The organism is Kiloniella sp. EL199, assembly GCF_900313065.1.
Classification (GTDB): Bacteria; Pseudomonadota; Alphaproteobacteria; order Kiloniellales; family Kiloniellaceae; genus Kiloniella.
This window is the reverse complement of the sequence record NZ_OMPU01000004.1, coordinates 345,184-362,471: the sequence shown is the minus strand read 5'-3', so window position 1 is coordinate 362,471 and position 17,288 is coordinate 345,184. Positions and strand designations below refer to the sequence as shown.

The 17,288-nt window shown below is 44.2% G+C and carries 15 protein-coding genes; 2 read left to right on the top strand and 13 right to left on the bottom strand.

Annotated elements, in window-relative coordinates:
* Positions 1-3 precede the first annotated feature (3 nt).
* From D9A03_RS02270 to D9A03_RS02245, 6 genes are all read right to left on the bottom strand, one after another.
* Positions 4-1,194, bottom strand: coding sequence for a VWA domain-containing protein (locus D9A03_RS02270; protein WP_120495613.1), 1,191 nt, complete (start codon positions 1,192-1,194; stop codon positions 4-6).
* Positions 1,195-2,067 (bottom strand): MoxR family ATPase, encoded by an 873-nt coding sequence (locus tag D9A03_RS02265; RefSeq protein WP_120495612.1) that lies wholly within the window; start codon positions 2,065-2,067, stop codon positions 1,195-1,197.
* Positions 2,068-2,130: 63 nt separating this feature from the next.
* Positions 2,131-4,554 carry an aerobic carbon-monoxide dehydrogenase large subunit gene (locus D9A03_RS02260; RefSeq protein WP_120495611.1) on the bottom strand — a complete coding sequence of 808 codons (2,424 nt, stop codon included), beginning with the start codon at positions 4,552-4,554 and terminating at the stop codon, positions 2,131-2,133.
* A gap of 1 nt (position 4,555) precedes the next feature.
* A complete protein-coding gene (locus D9A03_RS02255) occupies positions 4,556-5,026 on the bottom strand; it encodes a (2Fe-2S)-binding protein (protein WP_305778169.1) in 471 nt (156 codons plus the stop codon).
* Between the two features lie 47 nt (positions 5,027-5,073).
* On the bottom strand, positions 5,074-5,937 hold the full coding sequence (locus D9A03_RS02250; RefSeq protein WP_120495609.1) for a xanthine dehydrogenase family protein subunit M: 864 nt from the start codon (positions 5,935-5,937) through the stop codon (positions 5,074-5,076).
* A gap of 159 nt (positions 5,938-6,096) precedes the next feature.
* Positions 6,097-7,242: an MHYT domain-containing protein gene (locus D9A03_RS02245; RefSeq protein ID WP_120495608.1), complete on the bottom strand. Its 1,146-nt coding sequence runs from the start codon at positions 7,240-7,242 to the stop codon at positions 6,097-6,099.
* Between the two features lie 590 nt (positions 7,243-7,832).
* Here D9A03_RS02245 and D9A03_RS02240 point away from each other — a divergent pair.
* Positions 7,833-9,509, top strand: coding sequence for a formate--tetrahydrofolate ligase (locus D9A03_RS02240; protein WP_120495607.1), 1,677 nt, complete (start codon positions 7,833-7,835; stop codon positions 9,507-9,509).
* Between the two features lie 99 nt (positions 9,510-9,608).
* On the opposite strand, the gene D9A03_RS02235 is transcribed toward D9A03_RS02240, so the two are convergent.
* The gene (locus tag D9A03_RS02235; protein ID WP_162937929.1) at positions 9,609-10,448 is read right to left on the bottom strand and encodes a DMT family transporter; all 840 of its coding nucleotides are present in this window, start codon (positions 10,446-10,448) and stop codon (positions 9,609-9,611) included.
* Between the two features lie 173 nt (positions 10,449-10,621).
* Here D9A03_RS02235 and D9A03_RS02230 point away from each other — a divergent pair, with 173 nt between their 5' ends.
* Positions 10,622-11,035, top strand: a complete 414-nt coding sequence (locus D9A03_RS02230) for a group II truncated hemoglobin (protein ID WP_120495605.1) — start codon at positions 10,622-10,624, stop codon at positions 11,033-11,035.
* A 103-nt stretch (positions 11,036-11,138) separates the two neighbouring features.
* Here D9A03_RS02230 and glnT read toward each other — a convergent pair whose 3' ends face one another.
* From glnT to D9A03_RS02200, 6 genes are all read right to left on the bottom strand, one after another.
* Complete coding sequence (gene glnT, locus D9A03_RS02225) at positions 11,139-12,455, bottom strand: type III glutamate--ammonia ligase (protein ID WP_120495604.1); 1,317 nt, start codon at positions 12,453-12,455, stop codon at positions 11,139-11,141.
* Between the two features lie 80 nt (positions 12,456-12,535).
* Entirely contained in the window at positions 12,536-13,876 is a 1,341-nt protein-coding gene (locus tag D9A03_RS02220; RefSeq protein WP_120495603.1) for an FMN-binding glutamate synthase family protein, read from the bottom strand.
* Positions 13,877-13,886: 10 nt separating this feature from the next.
* The gene (locus D9A03_RS02215) at positions 13,887-14,570 is read right to left on the bottom strand and encodes a GXGXG domain-containing protein (RefSeq protein ID WP_120495602.1); all 684 of its coding nucleotides are present in this window, start codon (positions 14,568-14,570) and stop codon (positions 13,887-13,889) included.
* Position 14,571: 1 nt separating this feature from the next.
* Positions 14,572-15,468, bottom strand: a complete 897-nt coding sequence (locus tag D9A03_RS02210; protein ID WP_120495601.1) for a glutamine amidotransferase family protein — start codon at positions 15,466-15,468, stop codon at positions 14,572-14,574.
* Positions 15,469-15,602: 134 nt separating this feature from the next.
* The gene (locus tag D9A03_RS02205) at positions 15,603-15,818 is read right to left on the bottom strand and encodes a hypothetical protein (RefSeq protein WP_120495600.1); all 216 of its coding nucleotides are present in this window, start codon (positions 15,816-15,818) and stop codon (positions 15,603-15,605) included.
* Positions 15,819-15,828: 10 nt separating this feature from the next.
* On the bottom strand, positions 15,829-17,187 hold the full coding sequence (locus tag D9A03_RS02200; RefSeq protein WP_120495599.1) for an ammonium transporter: 1,359 nt from the start codon (positions 17,185-17,187) through the stop codon (positions 15,829-15,831).
* Between the last annotated feature and the right edge of the window lie 101 nt (positions 17,188-17,288).

Sequence of the window (17,288 nt, the reverse complement as noted above, 5' to 3'; positions counted from 1 at the left end):
CCTCTAGAGACGAGCAAGTTCTGGTTCAATTGCAGCAAGGGATACAAGTGTGTTTGCTGCTGCAAAATGATCTATATGCGGTAATGCGGCTTGCATGGCTGCGGTAACTGGGGCGTAGTTCTCCCAACCCAAGAGTGGATTGAGCCAGATGAGCCTCTTTGCTCTTTTTTTCAATTGTTGAAGTTCAGTTTTAAGGTTCTCTGCTGAGCCTACTTCGTACCCGTCGCTCAGGATTATCACTGTGGTCCTTGATGTCAGTGTTTTCTTTGCATAAGTGGCATTAAAAACTTTCAAACATTCACCGAGTTTTGTCCCGCCACCGAAACCCTCTGCCATTAAAGAAAGCTTGGTCATCGCTCGTGTAGTGTTATTATCGCGAATAGTATCCGTCACACGAATGAGTTTGGTGTGAAAGAGGAATGCATCACTTTCTAGCCATTGACAGACCAGACCCTTAACAAACTGAAGGAAAAAGCGACTGTAGTGTTGCATTGATCCCGATACATCCAGAAGCACAACTATTTTGACCGGTCGTTCAGGAATACGCTGTTTTTTAATATCGATGAGATCTCCTCCGTAGCGCACGTTTGATCTGATCGTCCTGCGAAAATCCAGCCATCTCCCGCGTTTGTCCAATCGGCGTCGACGAGATAGTTTATGTTGAATGGCTTTGGCCAGATTGTAAGCCAGTTTTTCAGCTTCTGCGATTTCTTCCGGGTCAACAAATTGCCTTAGGTCCGTTTTGGTCCTTGCAGTGTGTTTGGTTGCTATAAGCCTGCCAGTGGCTACCTGGTTTTTCTCTTCTCCATCGTTGTGTTCATGAACGTTTGTTTCGATCTGAGGAGTTGCGTTCTCTTGTCCGTTAGTTTCTTCGTTTAAGTGATCAGACCAGACTTCGGGGAGTTTACAGGATTTCTCTGAAGTCTTGGTGTTATGTTGCCAAGTATTTCTCTTTTTTCCTCGACGAAACCAGAAAGCTTCAAAAAGATTGTCAAAACTGCTCCACTGATCATGATTGCCTGTGAAAAGAGCTTTAAGTCTATTCCTGTCTCTTGCCAGATTCCCGTTGGTGTTTATCAATACATTCAAGGCTTGCTCGGTTTCTTTCTGTCCAAGAGAAAAGCCATTGGATCTTAGATGAGAGACAAAGCCTTGTACGTTATCCAAAGGGCCTGTTGAGCCTGCCTTTACCATCTATGCCGCCTTACCAGCTAGACGGCTGGTTACTTCAGGTGTAACAGATTTTAAATCACGCTCTGTCTTGAGGAGGCAAATAAGCGTTTGTTGCAGTTTACCAAAATCCTGATCTATAGAGGTGATTTTCATGCCATAGAGCGCATGTGCCCAGTCCAGAGTTTCCGCCATGCCTGGGAGTTTTTCAAGGTCCTCTCTACGCAACCCGGATACAAATCGCGCAATCTGATCTGCCAGTTGAATTTCAATTTCAGGAAGTCGAGCCAAGATTATTTCCCGTTCAATTTCCGGTTCTGGAAAATCCACGTAAGAATAAAGGCATCTTCGTCTGAGGGCATCAGACAGTTCTCTTGTACCGTTAGAGGTGAGTATAACATGGGGGACAGAGGTCGCTTTTATGGTGCCGAGTTCAGGGACGGTAATCTGGTAATCGGATAGTATCTCAAGGAGATAAGCTTCGAATTCCATATCTGCCCGGTCGATTTCATCTATGAGCAATACGGGTGGATTTTCTTGACGGACAGCTTGTAATAATGGGCGTGTCAGGAGGTATTTTTCAGAGAAAATTTGATCTTCTATTCCTTCTGCCGGTGAAGATCGGCTCTCAGATATTTTTATTGCAAGAAGCTGTTTTTGATAGTTCCATTCATAGATTGCATTGGCGACATCTAATCCCTCGTAACATTGCAGACGAATGAGGTTTGTATCGAGTATTTTTGCAAGTGACTTTGCTACCTCCGTCTTACCTACACCCGCTTCGCCTTCAAGTAGCAAGGGGCGTGCTAAGTCCAGAGCTAATTCAATGGCAGTCGTAAGGCTGTCATCTGCAATATAGCCAACGCCTGATAAGCGAGTTTTAATTGTTTGATACATCAGACTTCTCGTTTAATCGACCTGGTGTCTGAGGCTTGAAACTGAACCTCTGTTACCTATGCATTAGCCCGTTAAGCCCAGACGTTGTGCTGTTTTCCATACACGCCAATGGTCATGTGGCATTTGGGTGTGCATCAGACCTTTATGCGCAAAGGCATCATTAACTGCGTTAGAAAAAGCAGGTACGCCGCCGACATTTGGGCTTTCACCAACACCTTTAGCGCCAATTGGATGGTGAGGACTAGGTGTTTCAGTATGATCGGTTTCCCATACTGGTGTCTCGACTGCTGTAGGAAGATAGAAATCCATCAAGCTGGCACCTTTGACGTTACCGATCTCGTCATAGGAAATATCCTGTCCCATGGCGATAGCTAAAGCTTCGGTCAGTCCTCCGTGGACCTGTCCTTCAATTATCATGGGATTGATACGTGTACCGCAATCATCCAGCGCATAGAATTTGCGGATATCGACAACACCTGTGTCAACATCGACATCAACCACACAGATGTACGCGCCAAAGGGATAGGTCATGTTTGGTGGGTCATAGTAGGAAACTGCTTCAAGACCGGGTTCCAAGCCTGGAATTGCTTGATTGTAGGCTGCAAAGGCGATCTCTTTCATGGTTTTATGTGCTTCAGGGTTACCTTTAACTTGGAAACGATCCACATCCCATTCCAGATCACCTTCATGAACTTCAAGCAGGTAGGCAGCAATCATTTGAGCTTTTGCGCGGATCTTTCGACCTGCCATTGCTGTGGCCGCACCGGCAACAGGTGTAGAACGGGACCCATAGGTTCCTAGGCCATATGGAGCTGTATCTGTATCACCTTCTTCCAATGTTATGTCAGCAGCAGGGATGCCAATTTCAGAGGCCAGAATTTGTGCGAAAGTAGTTGCATGCCCCTGGCCTTGGGATATGGTGCCCAGTCTGGCAATGGCTGATCCGGTTGGGTGGATACGAATTTCACAGGAGTCAAACATACCAAGACCAAGAATGTCACAGTTCTTCACTGGCCCTGCACCGACAATTTCGGTGAAGAAGGCAAGGCCTATCCCCATCAATTTACGGGTTTCTCCACGTTCAAATGCTACTCGGTTATTGGCTTGTTCCTGGCGTAGTTGCGGATAGTTCACGGCGGCCATGCCTTTTTCCATGGCGGTATGGTAATCCCCTGAATCATATTCCCACCCAAGTGCTGATTGATAAGGGAATTGTTCTTTCTTGATAAAGTTCTTCATTCTTAGTTTAGCCGGGTCTATATCAAGTTTCCGCGCCAGGACATCAATCATACGTTCTATGAGATAGGCGGCTTCGGTAACTCTGAAGGAGCAGCGATAGGCTACCCCGCCCGGGGCTTTGTTGGTATAGACCCCATCTACGCCAACGTAAGCAACCGGAATATCGTAGGAACCTGTGCAGATATGAAAGAAACCGGCCGGGAATTTTGTCGGATCTGCACAAGCATCAAATGCGCCATGATCTGCAAGAACATGAACCCAGAGACCTGTGATTTTACCATCCCTAGTTGAGGCAATTTTCCCTGTCATATGATAGTCACGGGCAAAGGCTGTTGACGTTAAGTTCTCAATACGATCTTCAACCCACTTCACAGGTTGTCCGGTGACAATAGAGGCTACAGCTGAACAGATATATCCAGGATAAACCCCAACCTTGTTGCCAAAGCCCCCGCCAATATCAGGGGAAATGACACGAATATTGTGTTCAGGTATTTCGGTGATCAAGGAAGCTACGGTACGTACCGCATGAGGAGCCTGAAAGGTTCCCCAGAGAGTAAGCTTTCCGTTGATCTTGTCCATGGATGCTACACAGCCACAAGTTTCAAGTGGACAAGGATGGACTCTTTGATAGGTAATAAGTTCTTCTGCAATAATTTCAGAACTGTCCAAAGCCTGCTCTGTTGCTGCTTTATCTCCTTCTTCCCACAGAAAGATATGATTGTGATGTTTTCTTCGGCCGTGCGCACCTTCCATCTTGTCTTTGATGTCTTCTCTAAGAAGAGGGGCATCTTCATCAAGTGCCTTGAAAGCATCGTTAATGACGGGAAGTTCTTCATATTCAACATCAACCAACTCAACGGCATCTGCCGCTGCATAACGATCTTTGGCGATAACAAAAGCGACTTCCTGGTTTTGAAAAAGTACTTTTTCATCGGCGAGTACAGCCTGCACATCACCTGCCAGTGTGGGCATATAATGAAGATTTAGCGGTTTTAAATCATCCGCAGTGAGCACAGCTACCACTCCAGGGACAGCCAAAGCGGCTTCTTTATCTATGGAGATAATACGGGCATGTCCGTAGGGGCTACGCACAAAGTCGCCAAAGAGCATTCCCGGAAGTTTGATGTCATCGACATAATTACCTTTGCCCTGAGTGAAACGGGCGTCTTCTACACGCTTGCGTGAACAACCCAGACCCTGAAGTTTATTGATGCGATCTTTTCTTGAAATTGGAGATTGTGCATTCATATTATTCTGCCGCCTCCTTCATAGACAGTTCTCTGCTGGCTGCCATGACAGACTTCACAATGTTCTGGTATCCTGTGCAGCGACATAGGTTCCCCGAAATTCCATAACGAATTTCTTCTTCTGTTGGGGTGGGATTCTCCTGTAGCAAACGGTACGCACGCGTGATCATTCCCGGGGTACAGAAGCCGCATTGCAGCCCGTGGTTCTGTCGGAATGCTTCCTGAATCGCATGTAATGTTCCATCTGGATGTGCAATACCCTCAATGGTTTTTATATCGCTTCCATCAGCCTGCCCAACAAAAAGAGTACAGGATTTAACTGATTTACCGTCCATATCGATAGTACAAGCACCACAGTGGCTGGTATCACAACCAATGTGTGAACCGGTGAGGCCTTGATTTTCCCGGAGGAAATGGATTAACAATGTTCTCGGGTCTGCCGATGTTTCGATCTCTTGACCGTTAATGATCATTTTTACGTTTATTTTTGACAATTTATCTTCTCCATCCCTTTGAAGGCTTATTGTGCCCGACTATGTGCTTTGGCAATGGCACGCTCGACCATAATTCCGGCAACATGAGTCCGAAATTCTGCGGGACCTCTTCCATCTTCAGCGGGATTGCTAATGGCTTTGGCTATTGCAGATGCGGCTTTGACCGCTTCTTTATTGAGATCTGTTCCAATTAATATGGATGCGGATTTTTCGGCCCAGAGGGGAGTTTCAGACAGGTTTGTTAATCCAATGGATGCTGAAGTACAAATTCCGTTCGACATGGCAATAACAACAGCTGCGGCTGCAGTCGCGTAATCACCTATTTTGCGTTTTTGCTTCTCATAAGCATACCCATGTCCTGCTGTTGGCACGGGAATTTTAATAGCGCTGAGGATTTCACCTTCTTTACGTTCTGTGTCATAAGCACCGTGATAGAAACGTCTTGCAGGTACTTCCTTTGAACCATTGGGGCCAGTAAGGATCAAGGCCGCATCAAGCGTTTGCATCACGGCAGGCATATCATTCGCAGGATCACCGTTTGCAATATTACCTCCAATTGTACCGAGGTAACGAACTTGGGGGTCCGCGATTTGAATCGCGACTTCTTGAAGAAGCGGGCAAAATTTAGCGAGGTCATCAGAACCAATGATTTCAGCCTGAGTCACCATCGCCCCCAAGATGATCTCATCGTCCTTAATAGAAATGCTTTTCAGGGTCTGAATATCTTGAAGATCGACCAGATGTCCTGGCATTGCCATGCGCAGCTTCATCATGGGGATTAAACTGTGTCCCCCGGCGACAACCATGGCTTCGTTCCCATAAGAGGATAATAATCCAATGGCGTCGCTAAGGGATGATGGCCGATGGTACTCGAAAGAACCAGGTATCATACTTCTCTCCTGTTTGACTGGCCTCATGATTTTCGAGGGCCATTTATTTTTTAAACAGGGTAAGCATCTATTCGGAAGAGGAGAGAGTGGTAACCCGCAGGTTTCGGCAATTCTGCACGAAATGCGATTATTTTGCACGAAATGCACGTAATGATTTCGTTAAGCCTCCTCAATAATCTTTCTAAGTTCAGTTATCTTGGTTCGGCTGACAGGAATTTCCAAAGCAAGTTGGTTTCCGATAATGCAATAAGCTTTATCGCCATCACGACGAAACCCGATGATCTGTTTTCTGTTAACGATAAAACTTCGATGGGTACGGATAAAATTCTCAGGGTTAAGGTGTTTTTCCAAACGGGATATGGACCACGGGCAAAAAAGATCTTCTGACCCATCGTTTATCAGAGTATAGTGCCCATCAGCCTTAACTACATGGATATCCTTTGCAGACAAGAGGCGTTGAATTTTATTCTGTTCGTAAGGAATCTTGATTTCATCTTGCTGTATCACACTGTTATTGAGTTCTGCTGTAATGGTGTTCTCTGTGGTCAGGCTTTTTATTACTTTTTCTGGAATATTATTCGTTTGATTTACTGTCTTGCCACCGGGAATGGCGAGTAAAAGAAACAGACCCGAAATGACAAAAGATGACAATACGATGACGAGTGCCAGGCGGTCGTTATCTAGAAGGTTTGGGGAGATTGGTGTTAAATCGGTACTCAGACTAAAGACGGTAAAGTACATAGCAGAGTAGTGCATTGCCGAGATCGCGAGACCGAGGACAACGGAGCCGGCTGATATACTTAGAAGTGAACGATTACCATAAGCCAGTTCTATGGCAGCAATTGAACTGGCAATACCAATGCCTATCGCTAAAATAATACCAGTAGGACTATAGGTTACGATACAGTTGGCCGAGATTGCGCTCATACCAAGATAGTGCATGCCAACGATGCCTAAACCAGTAATGGTTCCGGCAATAGCGATTCTTGTCTTGGTTCTGATCCCAAAATGCAAAGAGAGGAGAGCGATACCGACTACTAACACAGCAATAAGGGCAGATGCCAGCGTCCGAAGGGGATCGTAACTGATAGTAATGGGAAGTTCTACAGCAAGCATGCCTGTAAAATGCATTGACCAGATACCAGTACCTAATGCCAAAGCCCCTTGGGTTACCCGTGCCTTTCTTTTTCCAGCATCAAGGTTGCGCAGGTTCGACGTTAAACGCAGAGCCGTAAAGGCCCCCATTATGGCAACAGCCAAAGAGCTGATAATGAGAAGTGGTGAATAAGCCACCTCTAAAGGCATAGTGTTCTCCAGTTTTGATAAGTTATAAAATTTGTGATCTGAAAATTCCTGTCAATGTAAAACAAGCTATTAATATAATACATTGTTCTAGGGAGAACCATGCCACTGGATTTTATTCGTATTGAGATCGTTTAGAGGCTTCGTTGTGTTAAAAGCTGTGGTCAAGAAATATGCTCTATTTTTTATTGTCTCACAATCGGTTAAATTCACCTGATCTATGCGGTAAAAAGAATTAAGTTGCGAGTAAAGCACGCTCCTAAGAGTTTCCAACGCATGTTCTGTGCCCTGTAACCAATAAACAAACTCTTTCAGATTTAAACAGCGACGGGGGTGTTGTGAACCCAAGAGATCAGCTCAATCATTCCCGAGATGCTTGAATATAAATCCTAGCTAAAGCGCGAAAGCATTCGAATTTGCTCAAAACTACCTATGATTTTTAAATTAATTTCTGTGGTATAGATTAATCATTGACTGTGTGTAATAAATATTTCCTAATAGGAATATAATTTATTAATTGCTCAATTCTACTTCTTATTGCCTGTAAGGGCAGGTAACCCGAGCTTTAACAGTGGATTAATGGGAGACGACACATGTCATACAAGAGTGATATTGAAATTGCACGAGAAGCGCAAAAGCGCCCTGTGCAGGAAATAGGTGAAAAATTAGGCATTAAAAGTGAACATCTCTTACCCTATGGACACGATAAAGCAAAAGTAAGTCAGGAGTTTATTGATTCTGTTAAGAACAAGAAAAATGGCAAACTTGTTCTTGTGACAGCAATTAATCCAACACCGGCAGGAGAAGGCAAAACGACCACAACAGTAGGGCTTGGTGACGGGTTAAACCGTATAGGTAAAAAAGCGGCAATCTGCATTAGAGAAGCATCTCTTGGGCCATGCTTTGGAATGAAAGGCGGAGCTGCAGGAGGAGGATATGCACAAGTAGTTCCCATGGAGGATATGAATCTTCATTTTACGGGAGATTTCCACGCGATTACCAGTGCTCATAATCTTTTGAGTGCTATGATTGATAATCATATTTATTGGGGTAATGAGCTCAAAATAGATGAACGTCGCGTAACTTGGCGTAGAGTTCTGGATATGAATGATCGTGTGTTAAGAGACGTTGTAACCAGCCTTGGCGGTGTTGCAAATGGATTCCCAAGGCAAACCGGGTTTGATATTACTGTTGCATCAGAAGTCATGGCGATTTTGTGTTTGGCAACGAGCCTTGAAGATTTGCAAGAACGATTGGGCAATATAATTGTTGCCTATCGCAGGGATCGTTCTCCTGTTTACTGTCGTGATGTTAAAGCTGACGGGGCTATGACTGTATTGCTGAAAGATGCAATGCAACCAAACCTTGTGCAAACATTGGAGAATAATCCGGCCTTTGTTCATGGAGGGCCGTTTGCCAATATTGCACATGGATGTAACAGTGTTATTGCGACATCAACGGCGCTCAAACTTGCTGATTATGTGGTAACCGAAGCTGGGTTTGGTGCTGACCTTGGTGCAGAAAAGTTCATGAATATAAAATGCCGAAAAGCTGGCATCTCGCCTGATTGTGTTGTTTTAGTTGCGACAGTCCGCGCTATGAAAATGAACGGAGGAGTTTCAAAAGCTGACTTGGCAGTCGAAAATGTTAGCGCGGTTAAACGAGGATGCGAAAACCTTGGTCGTCATATTGGGAATCTTAAATCTTTCGGGGTTCCTGTTGTTGTGGCAATAAATCATTTTGTAACAGACACTGATTCTGAGGTTCAGGCAGTCAAAGACTATGTTGCGACACAAGGATCAGAAGCAATTCTGTGCCGTCACTGGGAACTTGGATCAGCAGGCATTGAGGAGTTGGCGACACGGGTAGCAGAAATTGCTGATAGTGATGTTTCTCAATTTAGTCCACTATATTCCGATGATTTACCCTTGTTTGAGAAAATGGATGCAATAGCTAAACGAATTTATCGCGCAGATGAAGTTATCGCAGATAAAAAAATCCGTGATCAACTACATCAGTGGGAGGAAGCAGGATTTGGGCACTTGCCTATTTGTATGGCCAAAACACAATATAGTTTCTCTACCGATCCAAATCTGAGAGGTGCACCAACAGGGCACAGTGTTCCTATTCGTGAAGTAAGGTTATCTGCGGGTGCTGGCTTTATCGTTGTTATTTGTGGTGAGATCATGACGATGCCTGGCTTGCCGCGAATTCCAAGTGCAGAAGCAATCATGTTAAATGATATGGGGAATATCGAAGGGTTATTTTAATTTGATAAAATCCGGTGAAATTCAAAATGGGGTTAGTTTTCTAGCCCCATTTTTTTGTTTTATATACCGATTTAAAAATATAAGAAAATTCATTCTGTTTTAGTATCCGAGAATACCTACTCCTGTAAAAACGAGAATAACGCTGCACCATTGTGCAAGAGTCATTGTTTCTTTTAAAAATGCCCAAGCCAGTATAACTGTTAACATACCAAAAAGAGATGATGTGATGGCGGCGTATTCTGGATAAGGCAATGTGCCAGCTGCGGTGACTAACCCAAGAGCAAGGGCATCTAAAAATCCCATAGAGGCGAGTATAGGCATTTGCCTAAAGTGGAGTTTCAAGCTCTTTTGCATTGAGAGTGCTATAAGTAATATGACTGTGACAGAGGTGATGCGGGCTATTAGAATTACAGGGAATTCTCCTCCATGCCGAGTTGCCAGCTGTCCTGCTGCAAAAGTTGCTCCAAAGAAGAAACAGGATAAAAACGCCCAGAATATTTGTTGCTTTTGAGTTTTTTCTTTATCTGCCTTGTCTGATAATTTTGTCACCAACGATACCCCTGTGACTATTATGAATACAGCAGCCCATTCATGAAGTGACACAGATTCTCCGGTTAAAGAAGCCCAACCAACTGATATTATAGGGTAAGCACCTATTATGGGCGCAGCTATGCGTACCGGACCAATGGAGAATGCCATGTAGAGACTTATCCCTCCGATCGCATAAAAAATACCAGACACAATACTGAAATAGTATCCGAGATTTGTCATCCCTTTCCAATTTCCCATTATTAAAGCTATGGGAAGTGTAAAAATTGTTCCGATGATCAAAACTGTCAGAAAAGCAGGGAAAATATTCGTTTTTTGGCTAACATAACGTACACATACATCATGTATTCCCCAGGCAAGTGCAGCTAATAACCCAAGTGTGAGTGACAAAGAACCCAATCCTTTTGGCGGATACATATTTAAGAAAATGCGGTTTAAACATTACTATAGTAATATATTCTTTTTAGTGCAAAAATATTCCCGTTGAGAAACATGAATTTATTTCTTATAACCTATAGTTTTGTTGAGAAGCATTATTAGAGAATATGCTTAAGGATTAAGACATGTCACAAAAAATGATTGATTTTATTGGCGGGGAAAAATCACTACGGAAATTAGTAAACGACTTTTATGATTTAATTGAAACGATCCCTGAAGGAGAAAAATTACGTAAATTACATTTGCGCGGACACGGCTTGGATCATGTTCGTACCGAGCAATTTAATTTTTTATCCGGCTTTTTGGGAGGCAGGCGTTATTACGAAGAAAAGTATGGACATATGGATGTTAAGTTAATGCATGCACATATTCCGATATCTGAGCAAGACGCAGAGGATTGGCTTACATGCATGGATTACGCTTTGTCACAAAACAGACTGGAAGGAATTGAAATTGACAAGTTACGTAAAACTTTCCGGCAGATTTGTTTGTTATTAGTTAATGATCTTGATGATTGGGGGCAACTGAAGACCAAATAACTTTGATCTGTAAAAGGTAAAGAAATGAAAAGATTCATAGCTGTGAAGATAAAAAAAACCGCGGTAATCATAACATAATGATTACCGCGGGTTTTTTTAATGCTTATATATCAAGTGTATTGTCTTTTTCCCATTTAGAAAAATGAGAAACAAAAGAATTCCATTCTTGGTGTTTCAATTTTAAATAAGCATTTGAAAATTCATTACCCATAATTTCCTTAAGTGCTTCGTCCTTATCGTATTCTCTGAGAGCATCAAGCATATTCAATGGTAACTTTGGCGCTCCCGTTATCTTATGTCCTTCGGCATACATATCAATATCCCAGCGTTTACCAGGGTCAGCATTTGTGCGCACGCCATCCACACCTGCAGCAATGATGATTGCTTGTAACAAATAGGGATTGACGGCTCCATCCGGAAGACGAAGTTCAAAACGACCTGGTCCGGGGACACGAACCATGTGCGTACGGTTATTTCCTGTCCATGTCACAGTATTGGGTGCCCAGGTTGCGCCGGAAATTGTGCGAGGTGCATTTATACGTTTATAGCTGTTAACTGTCGGGTTTGTTATCGCTGCCAAAGCACTTGCGTGTCTCATGATGCCGCCAAGAAAAGTACGACCTTTGTCAGACAAACCAAGTTCTTTACTGTTATCTGCAAAAATATTTGTGCTTGCATCTGCACCTGGCGCATCCCAGACAGATATATGAGCATGACAACCGTTGCCGGTTAAGCCTTCTATTGGTTTGGGCATAAATGTTGCCCTAAATCCATGTTTTTCGGCTATAGATTTTGTCATGAATTTAAAAAAGCTGTGCTTGTCAGCTGTAATGAGGGCATCATCAAAATCCCAATTCATTTCGAACTGACCGTTTGCATCCTCATGATCGTTTTGATAAGGCCCCCATCCCATATCAAGCATGTAATCACATATTTCTTTTACGACATCATATCTGCGCATCACGGCTTGTTGATCGTAACAGGGTTTTGCCGCAGTATCATAGGGATCGGAAATTTCGTCACCTTCCGGTGTTAACAGGAAAAATTCTGCTTCAATACCTGTTTTGACATGCATGCCTTCCTTTGCAGCTTCTGCAATAAGGTTTCTGAGTACATTTCTCGGAGCTTGCGCAACATCCTGTTCTTCCATAACGCAGTTACCGGCAACCCAAGCGACTTCAGGGTTCCAAGGGAGCTGGATTACCGAAGACGGATCAGGGACAGCAAGCATATCAGGATGAGCAGGGGTCATGTCTAGCCAAGTTGCAAATCCTGCAAAACCGGCACCGTCTTTTTGCATGTCCGTGATTGCTTGTGCTGGTACCAACTTAGCTCTTTGTCCGCCAAAAAGGTCAGTAAATGAAATCATGAAGTACTTTATATTTTTTTCTTTAGCGAAAGCAGCCAGATCTGTTGTCATGGTCCGTTTCCTTTTCCCTGTTGTTTAATTAATTATAAGAAGGCGCAGTTTGGTGTAAAATTGCGCCTCTCTATTATTTCTTAGAAATCAGTCTTCCCGGGATACCATTGTGTTCCGGCAAGAGGTACGCGTGCCATCGCAGCAGCTTCCATTGTCAAGGCACAAAGATCTTCCGGCTCCAGGTTGTGTAAATGGTTTTTACCACAAGCCCGGGCGATAGTTTGTGCTTCCAACGTCAGTACTTTCAGGTAGTTTTTTAATTTACGGCCTCCTTCTACAGGATCAAATCGAGCCATCAATTCTGGATTTTGTGTTGTTATCCCTGCAGGATCTTGCCCTTCGTGCCAATCATCGTACGCACCTGTTGTTGTTCCCAGTTTTTGATATTCACTTTCCCATTTAGGGTCGTTGTCACCAAGAGCAATCAGAGCTGCCGTCCCGATTGCAACGGCATCGGCACCGAGGGCCATTGCTTTGGCTACATCAGCGCCTGTACGAATACCTCCTGAAACAATTAGTTGGACCTCTCTATGCATTCCAAGATCTTGTAGCGCCTGAACTGCGGGGCGAATACAAGCCAATGTCGGTAACCCAACATGTTCAATAAACACATCCTGAGTTGCTGCTGTTCCGCCTTGCATACCGTCTAAAACAACCACATCTGCACCAGCTTTGATTGCAAGGGTTGTATCAAAATAAGGCCGGGTTCCCCCTATTTTTACGTACACAGGTTTTTCCCATCCTGTAATTTCACGCAATTCAAGGATTTTAATTTCCAAGTCATCTGGACCTGTCCAGTCCGGATGTCGGCATGCGGAACGCTGGTCAATGCCTTTGGGCAAATTTCTCATTTCGGCCACACGGTCACTGATTTTTTGCCCCAGAAGCATGCCTCCACCGCCGGGCTTGGCGCCTTGTCCTATGACAATTTCGATGGCATCGGCTTTGCGAAGATCATCGGGATTCATACCATAACGTGAGGGCAAATATTGATAGACAAGTTTATCAGAATGGCCTCTTTCTTCAGGGGTCATACCGCCATCACCTGTGGTTGTGGATGTTCCGGCTGCAGAAGCTCCCCGGCCAAGTGCTTCTTTTGCTGGCCCGGATAATGCCCCGAAACTCATTCCTGCAATTGTTACGGGTATTTCTAACTCAATAGGCTTCTTTGCAAATCGGGTTCCTAAAGTAACACTGGTTTCACATTTTTCCCTGTACCCTTCCAGAGGGTATCGGGAGATTGATGCTCCAAGAAACAGGAGATCATCAAAGTGAGGCACCCGACGCTTGGCACCGCCACCGCGAATATCATAAATACCAGTGGCAGCCGCTCGGCGAATTTCTGCATTGATCGGGTTTGTAAATGTAGCAGACTGGATGGGATGCGTGCGAGGGATAGATGTATCGTTTATATCTTTCATAACTATATCCTTAATAGGCTGCTGCATTATCTACGTTGAAATTGTATAGCTGCCTTGCAGATCCGTATCTTTTGAATTCTTCAGGCTTTGCGTCTGAACCTGATCTTGTTAATAAATCCCTCAAAACCTCAATGTGTTCCGGGCGCATTTCTTTTTCTATACAATCAGCTCCCAGGCTTTTAACCGACCCGCGCACAAAAAGCCGCGCTTCGTAGAGACTATCGCCAAGTGCATCTCCTGCATCTCCGCAAACGACCAGATTTCCAGATTGCGCCATGAACGCTGACATGTGTCCAATGTTTCCATGAACAACAATATCTATACCCTTCATGGATATTCCACAGCGGGAGGAGGCATTCCCTTTGATGACGAGTAATCCGCCATGCCCTGTTGCCCCGGCATATTGACTGGCATCGCCTTCAATAATGACAGTGCCGGACATCATGTTTTCTGCAACACCGGGGCCTGCAGAACCGTGCACGTTAATCGTTGCCTGTTTGTTCATCCCACCGCAGTAATAGCCTGTTGATCCTTTGATCGTTACTTCTATGGGCGCGTCCAGTCCAACAGCGATAGCATGGCTGCCTCTGGCATTAATAACTTCCCATGAAGTTTGATTTGTATTGTCCTTTTGTTCGTGCAGTGTTGCGTTTAATTCACGTAAGCTATGAGTTTCTAAGTCAAATGTTTGCATATCAGTGGTTCCAAAAATATACTGTAGCTGGCTCGGGTTCCCAAACTCTTGCGTTTCCAATCTTGGGTAAATTGACCAACGCTCTGTATTCAGATCCAAACGCGACGTATTGATCTGTTTCTGCCATGACGGCTGGTTTACAGGCTATCGGGTCGCGGACAACACCAAAACCATCTTTGGTTCCAACAACAAAAGTAAAAAATCCGTCAAGGTCTTCTAGGCTGCTTTTTAATGCTTCGCCCAGTGAACTGCCCTGTTTCATTTTCCATGTAAGATATGCTGCACCAACCTCGGTGTCATTGAGGGTTTCAACGTGAATTCCTTCGCGAACAAGCTTTCTTCGCAGGCTGTTATGATTCGAGAGTGATCCATTGTGGACGAGACATTGATCTGCGCCTGTCGAAAAGGGGTGTGCTCCCATTGTCGTAACTGCAGATTCTGTTGCCATACGGGTATGACCAATTCCATGGCTGCCGCTCATGCCTGAAATCTCAAACCGATTGGCCACATCTTTTGGCAAGCCGACCTCTTTGTAGATTTCAATTGAAGCACCTGCACTCATAACGCAGACATTTGGCCGTATATTATTTAATATTTGCCGTGCTTTTATCGCCTTGTCGGCAGGAATTTCTAAAACGGCATGCGTATCTTTATGCCGTATCAATACTGATGTGTTCAGCGTTTCACTAAGCTCAGCATCAAGATTCGCAAAGTCTTCTGATGGATTGTCAGATTGTATCGTTAACTTTACATGTTGATCGGTATTGTTGCCGTACACAGCAATACCTGCGCTGTCTGGTCCACGATCAGTCATCGTTACCAGCATATCAGTCAGCAACGAACCTAATTCTGACTCGAGTGATTTATCTTTTATAAACAGACCAACGATACCGCACATTGGTATTCATCCTTCTTTAAGTAGATTAGATCCAAACGCTATCACTGAATTAAATTCAATTCAACTGACAAGAAAAATATTTTATTTTAAGGAAAATGGGCGATGAAAAACTCATCGCCCACAGAAGGCTTTTGCTAATATCTCTCAAGAGCTTTGGCAATTTTCTCTTTATCGCCTATGTTGCGAACGTTTTTCAGATGTTCAGTTTCACGCACATACTGAATCCGATGCCATCCTAACCAGAAAACAACACCGATAACTGTCATCGCTATTTCCCATCCCTGAAAGGGATATATCGGGCCGACTTCAGCAAGATCCACAGCCCAGTTTTCAAGACCAATAGTTGACATTTTTTCCTCCTTATTTGTCTGCCAGATATGCTTTGTCAGATTCTATTATTTCGTTTTTTGCATCTTCATATGTATGGTGTTCAGCATAATCGAGACCTTGTAATTCAACTTCTTCGGGAATTCGCAATGCCCCGACCGCATTTTGCATTTTTGCGACGATCCATCCCGGCAGAAAGCCCAATACAAAAAACATAATGATGGCACCGAGGGTCTGACCAACTGGGTTAATTGATGCATAACCTTCGAAAGGAGACGAAGGTGCTCCCCAAAGAACGAACCCAGCAATTATGAGGCCGACAAAGCCTGAATAACCATGAACAGCAACTGCACCTACAGCGTCATCGATTTTGAAACGGCGTTCCACCCAGAAGTGAAGCTTATATGCAATCACAACACCGATTGCGCCAATAATCATTGCCTGAATAGGGTGATAAAGATCATTACCGGCCGATGCAGTGATTATGCCAGCCAGGCCACCCGAAAAGGTCCAAAAGGCGTCACCTTTTGAAATGACATATGCAGCCATTAAGCCGCCTGATAATGACATAAGGAAGTTGAAGGTTATTCCGGAAAGCGACGTGGGAGCCAAGTATATGTTCGTTGCTGTCCACGTTGTTCCTGTAATTTCGCCACCAATGGCTTCCGGAGAAATAGCTGGCACGTTACAGGCGGCGTAGAACCCCCAAAAACCTGTATAAATCAGGAATATTCCGATTGTAACCATCCAGGTATTATGCGGAGGAATATCGCGTGGTGTTCCACTTTTCGTAAATTTGCCAAGCCGAGGGCCCAAAACCATTAGCACGCCCAGCGCATAGCCACCAGCAATAGCATGGATTACACCGGAAGCGTATGCATCATGATAACCAAGATACTTTACCATCCAGCCTGCATAGTGCCATCCCCAGGCGGCATCTATTATCCAGAAAACCGACCCAATCAATACAGCGTGCACCCATAGTGCACTTGAACGAATTCTCTCTATGACTGAGCCAGATACTATAGATGCTGCAGTCCATGAAAAGAGTAGGAAAGCTGCCCAGAATACGCCGGTTATTCTGTCGCTCAGGTTGGTTCCCATCGTTTCTGACCATGGTAAATTAGGATTGCCCATCTCGTGATTCAACCCGCCAAAAAGGGGGAAATCCGGGAAGGCCCAATATATCCACCAGCCGAAAAAGAAGAACGTTACGGTTACCAAAGGAATGATCATAACGTTCTTCATTAATGTGTGCATGTGATTACGCCGTCGGCTTACGCCGACTTCGTACATACAAAAACCTACATGAATTAAGAACATGAATACTACTGTTACCCAGTAATAGAATTCAGTGAAAATAGTTGTCAGTGCATTTAGATTTCCATCCATTTTCAAACTCCCCGTTTACTTTTTTACTTGTGAAAAGTTGCCTGGTAGTGAAATTTTTTTCTTTTAGTATTGCGTTCAAAGGGGACATTCTGTCAACCTGT

What these genes read in the sequence shown, in the direction of transcription:
- D9A03_RS02270 (WP_120495613.1), bottom strand. Translation starts at nt 1,194, where the DNA reads ATGGTAAAGGCAGGCTCAACAGGCCCTTTGGATAACGTACAAGGCTTT.
- D9A03_RS02265 (WP_120495612.1), bottom strand. Translation starts at nt 2,067, where the DNA reads ATGTATCAAACAATTAAAACTCGCTTATCAGGCGTTGGCTATATTGCA.
- D9A03_RS02260 (WP_120495611.1), bottom strand. Translation starts at nt 4,554, where the DNA reads ATGAATGCACAATCTCCAATTTCAAGAAAAGATCGCATCAATAAACTT.
- D9A03_RS02255 (WP_305778169.1), bottom strand. Translation starts at nt 5,026, where the DNA reads ATGATCATTAACGGTCAAGAGATCGAAACATCGGCAGACCCGAGAACA.
- D9A03_RS02250 (WP_120495609.1), bottom strand. Translation starts at nt 5,937, where the DNA reads ATGATACCTGGTTCTTTCGAGTACCATCGGCCATCATCCCTTAGCGAC.
- D9A03_RS02245 (WP_120495608.1), bottom strand. Translation starts at nt 7,242, where the DNA reads ATGCCTTTAGAGGTGGCTTATTCACCACTTCTCATTATCAGCTCTTTG.
- D9A03_RS02240 (WP_120495607.1), top strand. Translation starts at nt 7,833, where the DNA reads ATGTCATACAAGAGTGATATTGAAATTGCACGAGAAGCGCAAAAGCGC.
- D9A03_RS02230 (WP_120495605.1), top strand. Translation starts at nt 10,622, where the DNA reads ATGTCACAAAAAATGATTGATTTTATTGGCGGGGAAAAATCACTACGG.
- glnT (WP_120495604.1), bottom strand. Translation starts at nt 12,455, where the DNA reads ATGACAACAGATCTGGCTGCTTTCGCTAAAGAAAAAAATATAAAGTAC.
- D9A03_RS02220 (WP_120495603.1), bottom strand. Translation starts at nt 13,876, where the DNA reads ATGAAAGATATAAACGATACATCTATCCCTCGCACGCATCCCATCCAG.
- D9A03_RS02215 (WP_120495602.1), bottom strand. Translation starts at nt 14,570, where the DNA reads ATGCAAACATTTGACTTAGAAACTCATAGCTTACGTGAATTAAACGCA.
- D9A03_RS02210 (WP_120495601.1), bottom strand. Translation starts at nt 15,468, where the DNA reads ATGTGCGGTATCGTTGGTCTGTTTATAAAAGATAAATCACTCGAGTCA.
- D9A03_RS02205 (WP_120495600.1), bottom strand. Translation starts at nt 15,818, where the DNA reads ATGTCAACTATTGGTCTTGAAAACTGGGCTGTGGATCTTGCTGAAGTC.
- D9A03_RS02200 (WP_120495599.1), bottom strand. Translation starts at nt 17,187, where the DNA reads ATGGATGGAAATCTAAATGCACTGACAACTATTTTCACTGAATTCTAT.